We start from the raw sequence: 9904 nt of genomic DNA on the forward strand, positions 1-9904 counted from the left end.
TTACTGTCAGTTAAAGCTTCGAGCCCCCATCGACGTTCAAGACATCTCCTGTGATCCACCTTGCCTCGTCAGAAGCGAGAAATGCGATCGCGGCCCCAATGTCATCTGGGTGTGCCATCCGTTTTAAAGCTTGGATCCCCAGAGTGAACGCTTGGCCACCTTCAGTCCTCGCAAAACTGGACATGTCAGTAGGAACGACACCTGGCGCAATCGCGTTTACGCGGATACCCCGGTCGCCCAGCGCCGCGGCAAAGTGCTTTACGAGAGTGTCAATGGCGCCTTTCGTTGCGGCATAAGCGGATAGGGCGCCAACTGATGCGTGCGCAGCGAGCGACGACAGCAATATGACGCTGCTGCCTTCGCCGAGCACAGGTAACAATTGTTGCAAGAGGAAATAGGGGGCACGCACATTCACTGCAAAGAGAGCATCGAAATCCTCCACTGTGGTCTCTTCGATTGTGCTTCCCTTCGCAATGCCGGCATTCGCAACAAGGATGTCCAATCGGGAGCCTACGATTGAACGGACACTTCGCGCAAGCATGTGGGGTCCGTCTGGGGCTCGCAGGTCAGCGCAAACACTTTCAGCTTTGCCGCCAACTTTGCGGATTTCGTCTACAACTGCGATTGCTTCCTTTTCGCCAGTGCTGTAATGCACTAGCACCTGAGCGCCGCCGCTTGCAAGGGCAAGTGCCGTTGAGCGCCCAATACCGCGTGATGCGCCTGTCACAAGCGCAGTTTTGCCAGAGAAGTTTGTCATGGTCTTATCAAAGTGTATGGCGAGATCCCTTACCTATCTAATTAGGAATCAGGAAAGGAACGCTATTGCGTCGTCGACAAATCGGTTTGGATATTGGTACTGAGAGCCGTGGCTCGCGTCCGGATACAAACTAAGCTGCGCATTCGGAATATGTTGCTCGAGGATTTTCGAGTTAATTGAATAGATAATGACGTCGTTGTCGCCATTTATGATCAACGTAGGCTGTTTGATCGAACGCAGATATTCGAAGGGGTGATCTTTCAGAGCGCCCCATTTACCTAGGGCCTCGATCTGAGCTTGGGCGACCTTTTCGCCAACCTCTGGGTCGCGACCCTCTGTTCGAAGACGGAACCGCCTGAGATATTCGAGACCAGCGGCTTGGCTTGCCTCGGACGGAGTAAAGAATACTTTCAGCCATAGATGGTCGGCTTCCTCGTACGTCGCCCCAAAGATCGCTTGTGCTTCGGGTGTTAGCGACTGCATGCCTTCGCCGCTGCGGGGACCCGTTCCCACAAGAATTAGCCGCCGTACCAAAGAAGGCTCGGCCAGTGCCACTTCTTGCGCAACCAAACCCCCTAGCGAAAAACCAAGGAGATCAATCTCAGAAACGTTTAGCGCTTTGATAAACTGCGTTGCATCAGCGGCCATTCCCTCGATTGAGGTTGGCACCTCGCCCGAACTTGATGAAATTCCTGCATTGTCAAATAGGATGACTTCGCGGAATTTAGCGATCCCATCTGTTACTGCAGGGTCCCAGTGATCCATGGTCCCGGTGAAATGCATGTTGAATACGAGCGGAACCGTTCCGGTTTTTCCGAAGCGTCGATAGGCGAACCGAACCGCTCCCGCGTCGATAAATTGGGTAGGCGCCGTGTGATGGGTGTAATTGAGCATAATGGATACCTTTGCATGCAACCTTTCGAACTTCGGCACTGACTTTTTTTGCATCAGGAGTGGCTCAAGGGGAGAGCGGACAAAGATGAAAATATCGTCGGAAACCCTGAAATCGACGTTACGTCAATGCCGTGGGCTTCTCTTCAACCGGCGGTTTTCCCACCGTCGACGGTAAGGATTTGACCAGTGACGAACGCGGCACCTGCAGATGCAAGATAGACTACAGCGGCCGCGATATCAGCCGGTTTGCCAATGCGTGCAAGCGGCACGCTGCCGGCAAGTGCGGCTTTGTTTTCGGGCGTTCCAGTAAAGCGATCTAGCATACCTGTGTCGGTCGGCCCAGGGGCGACAGCATTAACGCGCACGCCGGTCGAGGCTGCCTCTAGCGCTGCGGATTTCGTAAATCCCTCCACAGCATGTTTGCTTCCCGCATATACAGAGGCATATGCAGCGCCCTCATGGCCGTAGGTCGACGAAATATTCACAATGCTGCCGCTTTTCTGCGCAGTCATCACCCGCAATTCATGCTTCATGCTGAGCAGCGTACCGAGGACATTTGTATCAAACGTGGCGGCGTAGCTCTCGGCGGTTTGATCGACGATTAGCCCAGGTTTGCCCTCGGTCCCAGCATTGTTGACTGCGACGTCGATACGTCCAAACCGCTCCATAGTCTTGTCCACCAAGTCACCAACTTCGACGTCGTTTCGGACGTCGGCTTTAATGAAAGTGGCATCTGCGCCCAAGCCTTTAAGCTCGGCCGCCAGTGTTTCGCCTACCTCTGCACTGCGCCCCGAAACTACTATATGGACGCCAGGTTCTTTTGCGAACGCAAAAGCGGTAGCTCGACCAATGCCGGTCAATGCGCCGGTTATAAGAACAACAGATTCGGACATGTGAACCTTCCTTAATGTATATTTTGTTGGATCGGCAAAATAACCCGTACCAAACAAGAAGAAAGTGATTTTTTCTTGTCCGTGAACGTAATCTAGAAGGTTCTCGAAAGTTTGGCGAAGACTTTATAAGCTTGGGTAGCCATGCTTTCGAGGCATGACGAACATGGAGAGGTAATGGAGCTACGACACCTTAGATATTTCATCGCCGTGGCCGAAACTGGTAGCCTGACGGTCGCAGCGGAACAACGTTTGAATACGTCGCAACCGTCCCTCAGTCGTCAAATCCGAGATCTCGAAGAACAGATCGGTACGAACTTGTTCATTCGAAATTCCCAGGGCGTGATAATGACGGACGCCGGAAAGGCTTTTATTGATCATGCGCGTCGCGCTTTGCTCCAAGTTGACGCAGCTGTTGACGCAGCGCGCCGCGCAGTACCATCGTCGAAGCAGCGATTTGCCCTCGGATTTCTCACCGGGGAGGAGATGACTTGGTTACCCGAATGCATGCACATCCTGCGCGCCGAGCTGCCGAACGTCGATGTCAGCGTTACTAGCGACTATTCGATAGACCTTGCTGCACAGATTGCACACGGGACGCTTGATCTGGCGTTTTGTCGCGTCGAACCAACCTTCGACCTTGCGTATCGTGTCATCGACAAAGAACCATTGGTGGTCCTTTTGCCAAGCGACCACCGGCTCACGGCGCAAGACGTGATCGCGCCTCAAGAACTGGTCGATGAGTCCTTTCTTGCGATGGGAAACAAGGCGAAGGTACTTCGCTCGGTCATCGACGGCTACCTCGAGCGTTCGGGGGTTGTTCTCAAGGCCGCGCAAAGCGTGAACAACCCGGCGATGGTCATGTCGTTGATTGCTTCAACAAGAGGGGTGACCCTAATTCCGGGATTCGTCAAGGCGCTGATGCCATGGTCCGTAGACAGTCGGCCTCTCGCTGGCGAAGTTCCAACTATCGATTTGTCAATCGCCTACAACAAGACAAACACTTCACCAATTCTGACGTTTTTTTTAGATAAAGTGACGGAGATGATTGTCCGAAAATCTCAGAGCATAGTTTGAGAAAAATCAGCGCTTAACATCAGGTTCTAAAGACGTAAGGAATGTTGTGTGTCTACCAGCCCTTACTCGAGGGCATTCCATCGTCGCTGCCTGCTGTTACCAAGGTCCAGACCAAGAATTTGGTGCGACCGAGGATGTAGCGTTCGCGCTTCCTTTCTCGTCTTTTATTTTATAACGATCAAATTTATAAACCGCCCGCGGCTTTTGGAAGCCTTGATTGGGTCTGTTGGTACAATTCAGTCCACAGTTTTAAATGTGGCCATATAAACGCAGCAATGCTTCACATCCATCCGACAACAAACGCATCGTCCGATTAGAATTAGTCTAACGTACTACCATAGTCTCAACACTTAAAACAATCGCTGGCTGGTGGCGGACATCGTGCCGACTAGGACATTTCATAAAATCAAACCTGATTTATTCCAAATACTGATAGGCAGATGACAATTTTTCCATTGTTACGGGCGCTTTTCGGCCACATTATTCGATGAAGCCATGAGGGATGGCCAGTTGCCTTCAATACCACGAAGCTATTGATCGTAAATGGGAGAACTGACATTGCAGCAATCGTCTATGACCACAATGTTCATCACCGGAGCAGTTGGTTCCAGTACAGCGCCGCCGTGTGTCAATGCCTCATCGAGTAGGGAAGCGGGCGACCAACCTTATGTTTGGGTTGGTTCTATAGCAGCAGATCGGTGGGGGCGCTTTAAACTATGACTTCATATGTGCGCTATCGGGTAGCAGATGGAGTCGCAGAGATATTGCTAGACCGGCCGCCAGCGAACGCTCTTGATATTTCTACATTAGATCAACTTATTGCTTCGATAAGGCGTGCCTCAGATGACGACAACGTGGGCGTGGTGTTACTCAGAAGCGCAATTGCAAGCCGTTTTTGCGCGGGCCTCGACCTAAAAACCCTTTTAGACACAAGCGCCAGCGGACTTCACGACATACTAAGGCGTCTGTATGTTGACCTTTTTGACGCGCAATATAATCTTGGAAAGCCATCGATTGCGATCGTCGACGGTGCTGTCCGCGGTGGAGGGATGACCGTCGCCGTGTCGTGCGACATAGTCATTGCCAGCAGCACTGCATCTTTCGGCTATCCGGAGATTGATAACGGACTATTGCCCGCGATTCACTACGTTCACTTGCCACGTATCGTTGGTCGTCAACGCGCTTTCGACCTACTTTTTACAGGACGAACATTCTCCGCAAATGAAGCCTGCGATCTGGGAATTGTCTCGCGCGTGGTCGATGAGCATAACGTTTTAGAAGAGACCTGGGCACTCGCGAAGGCCCTCAATGCCAAGCCGCGGGAGACCGTGCGACGGGGACGCATTGCATTCATGGCCGCGCTTGATCAAAATTACCGGCGAGAGATAGCAGCGGCGGTGGATGCATTTTGCAATGCAGCAAATACGGAATCTGCAAGAGAGGGGCTGCGAGCATTTGCGGAAAAGCGTACTCCCAGGTGGCCTACAAAAATCGGCGGATGACCCATGACGGACGTAACTTTGCGAGATCTTGAAACGAGCGACGGATTTAAAATAACTCGTGATGCTAATGGCGTAGCGACGTTGAACCTAAACAATGGGAAAATCAACATTTTGACGTCGTTGATAGTAGAGCAAATCGCGCATCAGCTAGAGGACTTGATCACAGACGAATCTGTACGTTGCCTTGTCGTACGGGGTAATGATAGGGCTTTTATTGGGGGCGCAGATATCAAGGAAATGGCAGAATTGGATCCCGAATCGGCGCGGGTATTTATTACTCGCCTGTATAAGCTCTGTGCTGCCGTTCGTGTTGCGCCCTTTCCAGTTATAGCTCGAATTCATGGTTGGTGCTTTGGTGTTGGTGCGGAGCTTGCCGCGGCTTGCGACATTCGAATAGCATCTACAGCTTCTTGGTATGCAATGCCGGAAGTAAAAATAGGGATCCCGTCGGTGATACAGGCGACTCTTCTACCGCAATTGATCGGGACAGGCCGTATGCGCTGGTGGGTTTTAACCGGACGGCGGATCGATGCTAAGACAGCGCTCGAATGGGGTTACCTCAATGAGGTTGTCAAGGTAGAGAAACTCGACGAAACGGTCGCAGCCGTGACCTCTGAAATTTGCGAATGTCCACCAAATGCAATAAGAATCCAAAAGCGTTTGTGTAACGATTGGGAAGCTGATTTCCCGGACAACGCTGCACGCGCAAGCATAGGCGGCTTTGCTAGCACATATGAGACGGACGAGCCTTTGAATGCAATGCGGAAATTTCTTGCGCGTAAGCAATAATCGCAAATAAAAATACTCGGTTTGCCGACTTGCGATCTCGGCTTCATGAAACAGGAGACACGAATGACGGCGATAACGTCCAGCCCCGGTTCGGTTAAAGGAACTACACGAATAATTGTCGCGTCAACGGTCGGGACGCTATTCGAATGGTACGATTTCTTTCTCTACGGCACACTTGCAAACGTTATATCGGAGCAGTTCTTTTCATCGTTAAACGTGCAGAGCAAGTACATTTTTGCTCTTCTCGCGTTCGGTGTGGGGTTCGCGTTTCGTCCACTCGGAGCGTTGATATTCGGTCGCCTTGGCGACATGATGGGTCGAAAGTACACGTTCCTTTTCACGCTGCTGTTAATGGGTGGCGCCACTTTCTGTGTAGGGCTCCTTCCCAACTATGCGTCGTGGGGAGCGTGGTCACCATCGATCTTGATTCTGCTTAGAATTATTCAAGGAATCGGTATAGGCGGTGAATATGGCGGTGCTGCTGTTTTTGTAGCTGAACACGCACCTGCGAGAAGACGAGGCGAGCACACGAGTTGGATTCAGACGACGGGCGCTATGGGAATGGTTTTTTCTCTCGTCGTTGTCTACGTCACACGTGAAATTACGGGCAATTCTTTTGCTAGTTGGGGCTGGCGACTTCCGTTTCTTTTCTCAGGCATTCTATTGCCCGTCTGCTTGTATCTTCGAATGTCAATAAGCGAGTCGCCGCTTTTTCTGCAGATGAAAGCAGAAGGCACCACATCAAAAGCGCCGATCCGAGAGACGCTTGGAAATTGGGCGAATTTAAAAATCGTGCTTATAGCGCTGTTCGGATTGGTTACTGGAACTACCGTCGTGATCTATACCGGACAGGTTTACTCGTTCTTTTTCCTTGCACATACACTCAGGGTTGAATCGGGTATTGCGGGTTTGTATGTGGCTATGGCACTGGTGCTTTCCATGCCGTTGTTTTGGTTTTTCGGGATGTTATCTGACCGCGTAGGTCGTCGACCCGTAATCCTTCTTGGATGTTTGCTCGGCGCGCTGACGTATTTCCCGATTTTTCACGGACTAACTCATTATGCAAATCCAGCGCTTGAGTATGCAATCAATCGTTCGCCCGTCAAAATTATTGGTGATTCGTCGTCATGTTCGCTCCAATTCGATGTGATTAGAACACGAGAGGTCTTAAGTCTATGCGATAAGACGAAAACACTTCTTGCCAGCGGTGGTGTCCCATATTCGTTTGACCGCGTTGCGGGATCTGAGACTATGGTTGCTATCGGGGATACGTTTTTTAAAGCTACAGATTCCAGCAATATAAGAAAGGGCCTTGCGGCTGCAGGATATCCAGATCGCGCTGACCCTTTAAGAATAAATGGTGTGATGGTGGTATTGTTAATTTGGCTGATGAGTGTCTATCTTGCAATGGTATTTGCCCCGCTTGCCGCACTTCTGGTCGAAATGTTCCCGCCCAAAATACGGCTCACGGCGCTATCGCTCCCCTATCATCTGGGCAACGGAATATTTGGTGGTTTCTTCCCGACAATCGCTTTCGCTATAGTCGCCCAAACCGGGGACATCTATGCAGGGCTTTGGTATCCCATCATATTTTCGCTATTAACTGTAATTGTCGGGTTCGTGTTTCTGCGGGAGAAGGTCATATTGGGTTCCGATTTTAATGATGATCTCAGGGAGACGGGGAGTGTGAGCTCTTTGGAAGGACAAAAGAGCACTGTTCACTAGGAGCGCGGGCCTTCTATCCCGTGCAACAAGCGCGTTTGATCGACATCGCCGGATCGAATCATGAAGCCTTCGGTACCGATGCTGAACGCGCCGAGCGCTAACCAGGAGATCGGGGCAAGAAGCGGCAGAGCCGACGGGTCGGATTTCATTTTGGCACCTAGATCAATGCAAGTTAACAATGAGAAAGCGATACACGATTCTAGGAATGATTATTCCGACCATCAATGTGCTAGCGTTCCGATCTTTATAGACTTTCCTGTCTTTAATCGGGGGACGGGCATGGACAGCTTGAATGCGCTGAGGATTTTCTCCAGTGCCGCCGAATTTCGCAGCTTCACCGAGACGGCCCAGCGACTCGGGATATCACCATCGGCTGTAGGCAAGGCTGTGGCACGGCTTGAAGCCCGGGTAGGCGTGCGACTGTTCCATCGCAGCACGCGCAGCATTACGCTGACTCAAGAAGGACAGCAATTCCTGGACGGTTGCCGGCGGATCTTTTCTGAGATTGACGCGCTCGAATCGGGGTTCGCACAATCGAGAGGAGCGCCTAGCGGTCGCTTGCGAGTCAGTTTGCCAATGATTGGCATGCTGATGATGCCGACTCTCAGCGCGTTCATGCGAAGCTTTCCGGAGATTGAGCTGGACATGAATTTCAGCGATTATCTGGTGGATGTCGTGAATGATGGCTTTGATGTGGTAGTCCGAACCGGCGAGGCGACCGACTCGCGGCTGGTTGCCCGCACCTTGGGCGCCTACCGCTTACAGCTGGTGGGTGCGTCGGTCTATTTTGATCAGGCTGGCACGCCTGACGAACCCAGCGATCTTCTTGGCCATGCCTGCCTGCACCATAGATATCCGACCAGTGGCAAGCTGCAACGCTGGCCGCTAATGAATGCAGGAACGCCTCTTGACCTGACGTTGCCCGTGACCGCTTCATCCAGCACTGTTGAACCGTTAATTGCGCTTGCCGAGGCAGGCATGGGCATCACCTGCGTGCCCGACTTCGCAATTCGGCGTCAAGTGCTCGATGGTAGCCTGTCCGTTGTGCTTGATCGATACACCGAGCATTCCGGCGTGTTCCGGGCAGTCTGGCCGTATAGTCCTTATCCGTCGCCAAAGTTGCGCGTGTTCGTCGATTTCCTCGCAAAGAATTTGTTGCCGATTCGTGCGGATAGGCCCAATCCCAGCGTTGCTACATGATCGCTTTCGCAGAACCGATGCCGCTACGGCTGATCTCCGCGATCAAGTGGTCGTTCTCGTCGGGTAAGACGGATACGCGCCCCATCGGAAATACCGCGCGTCCTTGCGCGAGCGACATAGCTGAATTGTGGCGGACGGAACCCGCTGGAACGCCCCTTCGTTCAGTCGCAAACGTGCGCCAATAAATTGCTTTTGCTGTGCTTTGTCGATCCACAGCTAGTGCGTGCCGCCCATTCGTCCGAAGGCGAAGGGTCGACCTTTCGCATCCACGATTGCGGTCGATACCGCGATGCCCAGCTAGCGCCATTTAGCACGCGAGAAAAAATTGGAAGACGGCTGAGAAGCATGCAAGACCTTGATTTACTGGTCGACCGTGGGATTCCGCACGCACCGGCTTATCCGCAAATGCGTATTGGTGCACTTGCTTAAAGCTGACCATTAGGTATCCAAATCAAAACCGCCCAGCTATTCGTAAGACCCCAATTGTTACCCTAACAGGCTGGTGAAATACCTCGTGTGGCGGTCATCCGGGGCGTGGGCGTAAACGTTGAACTGATGTCATCAATGAGAACGAGATGGAACAGATGCGCGGACCGGATGGCTTTACCGAATCTATGTTCACAGTGTTGAAGCTGGATGATTTCGTGCCGAAGGACCATCCGTTGCGTCCGATTCGCACGTGGCTCAATGACGCGCTTAAACGCATGGACGATGTGTTCGCGCGGAGTATGAGGCGGACGTCAAAGGAGGCCGCCCGAGCATCGCGCCGGAGAAGCTGGTGCGCGCTCTTTTGCTGCAGGTGCTGTACTCAATTCGTAGCGAGCGCATGCTGGTGGAACAGATTTCCTACAACATGCTGTTCCGCTGGTTCGTCGGCCTGCCGATGGACGGGACCGTGTGGGACCACTCGACGTTCAGCAAGAACCGCGACCGGTTGCTCGAGCACGACGTGCTGGTGTTGCTCTTCAACGAGACAGTCGAGACCGCGCGCGAGCGCGGGTATCTCTCCGGGGAACACTTCAGCGTCGACGGCACGTTGATTCAGGCATGGGCCGGGCACAAGAGCTTTG

At 52.3% G+C, this 9904-nt stretch carries 9 protein-coding genes and 1 pseudogene; 6 read left to right on the forward strand and 4 right to left on the reverse strand.

Annotation, left to right across the window (positions count from 1 at the left end; translation table 11 throughout):
- Positions 1 to 10 precede the first annotated feature (10 nt).
- The 3 genes from ACRXB1_RS04820 to ACRXB1_RS04830 all read right to left on the reverse strand — a co-directional run bounded on the left by ACRXB1_RS04820 (position 11) and on the right by ACRXB1_RS04830 (position 2544).
- A complete protein-coding gene (locus ACRXB1_RS04820; protein ID WP_449491293.1) occupies positions 11 to 757 on the reverse strand; it encodes an SDR family NAD(P)-dependent oxidoreductase in 747 nt (248 codons plus the stop codon).
- A gap of 48 nt (positions 758 to 805) precedes the next feature.
- The gene (locus tag ACRXB1_RS04825; protein WP_449491294.1) at positions 806 to 1651 is read right to left on the reverse strand and encodes an alpha/beta fold hydrolase; all 846 of its coding nucleotides are present in this window, start codon (positions 1649 to 1651) and stop codon (positions 806 to 808) included.
- 143 nt (positions 1652 to 1794) lie between these two features.
- Entirely contained in the window at positions 1795 to 2544 is a 750-nt protein-coding gene (locus ACRXB1_RS04830) for an SDR family NAD(P)-dependent oxidoreductase (protein WP_449491295.1), read from the reverse strand.
- Positions 2545 to 2718: 174 nt separating this feature from the next.
- Between ACRXB1_RS04830 and ACRXB1_RS04835 the strand changes: the two genes are divergently transcribed.
- From ACRXB1_RS04835 to ACRXB1_RS04850, 4 genes are all read left to right on the forward strand, one after another.
- Positions 2719 to 3618 (forward strand): LysR family transcriptional regulator, encoded by a 900-nt coding sequence (locus ACRXB1_RS04835; protein ID WP_449491296.1) that lies wholly within the window; start codon positions 2719 to 2721, stop codon positions 3616 to 3618.
- A gap of 716 nt (positions 3619 to 4334) precedes the next feature.
- Entirely contained in the window at positions 4335 to 5120 is a 786-nt protein-coding gene (locus ACRXB1_RS04840; protein ID WP_449491297.1) for an enoyl-CoA hydratase/isomerase family protein, read from the forward strand.
- Positions 5121 to 5123: 3 nt separating this feature from the next.
- Complete coding sequence (locus ACRXB1_RS04845; protein WP_449491298.1) at positions 5124 to 5909, forward strand: enoyl-CoA hydratase; 786 nt, start codon at positions 5124 to 5126, stop codon at positions 5907 to 5909.
- Positions 5910 to 5972: 63 nt separating this feature from the next.
- A complete protein-coding gene (locus ACRXB1_RS04850; RefSeq protein WP_449491299.1) occupies positions 5973 to 7634 on the forward strand; it encodes an MFS transporter in 1662 nt (553 codons plus the stop codon).
- On the opposite strand, the gene ACRXB1_RS04855 is transcribed toward ACRXB1_RS04850, so the two are convergent.
- The gene (locus ACRXB1_RS04855; protein WP_449491300.1) at positions 7631 to 7783 is read right to left on the reverse strand and encodes a hypothetical protein; all 153 of its coding nucleotides are present in this window, start codon (positions 7781 to 7783) and stop codon (positions 7631 to 7633) included. The two genes, ACRXB1_RS04850 and ACRXB1_RS04855, sit on opposite strands and share 4 nt — an antisense overlap.
- Positions 7784 to 7913: 130 nt before the next feature.
- Between ACRXB1_RS04855 and ACRXB1_RS04860 the strand changes: the two genes are divergently transcribed.
- The gene (locus ACRXB1_RS04860; RefSeq protein WP_449491301.1) at positions 7914 to 8834 is read left to right on the forward strand and encodes a LysR family transcriptional regulator; all 921 of its coding nucleotides are present in this window, start codon (positions 7914 to 7916) and stop codon (positions 8832 to 8834) included.
- Positions 8835 to 9418: 584 nt separating this feature from the next.
- Positions 9419 to 9904, forward strand: a pseudogene (locus ACRXB1_RS04865) (IS5 family transposase); the annotation flags it as partial.

This window comes from Caballeronia sp. M23-90 (assembly GCF_053574605.1).

Bases quoted from the DNA above. Each gene is read 5' to 3' on its own strand.
- ACRXB1_RS04820 (WP_449491293.1), bottom strand. From the start codon at position 757: ATGACAAACTTCTCTGGCAAAACTGCGCTTGTGACAGGCGCATCACGC.
- ACRXB1_RS04825 (WP_449491294.1), bottom strand. From the start codon at position 1,651: ATGCTCAATTACACCCATCACACGGCGCCTACCCAATTTATCGACGCG.
- ACRXB1_RS04830 (WP_449491295.1), bottom strand. From the start codon at position 2,544: ATGTCCGAATCTGTTGTTCTTATAACCGGCGCATTGACCGGCATTGGT.
- ACRXB1_RS04835 (WP_449491296.1), top strand. From the start codon at position 2,719: ATGGAGCTACGACACCTTAGATATTTCATCGCCGTGGCCGAAACTGGT.
- ACRXB1_RS04840 (WP_449491297.1), top strand. From the start codon at position 4,335: ATGACTTCATATGTGCGCTATCGGGTAGCAGATGGAGTCGCAGAGATA.
- ACRXB1_RS04845 (WP_449491298.1), top strand. From the start codon at position 5,124: ATGACGGACGTAACTTTGCGAGATCTTGAAACGAGCGACGGATTTAAA.
- ACRXB1_RS04850 (WP_449491299.1), top strand. From the start codon at position 5,973: ATGACGGCGATAACGTCCAGCCCCGGTTCGGTTAAAGGAACTACACGA.
- ACRXB1_RS04855 (WP_449491300.1), bottom strand. From the start codon at position 7,783: ATGAAATCCGACCCGTCGGCTCTGCCGCTTCTTGCCCCGATCTCCTGG.
- ACRXB1_RS04860 (WP_449491301.1), top strand. From the start codon at position 7,914: ATGGACAGCTTGAATGCGCTGAGGATTTTCTCCAGTGCCGCCGAATTT.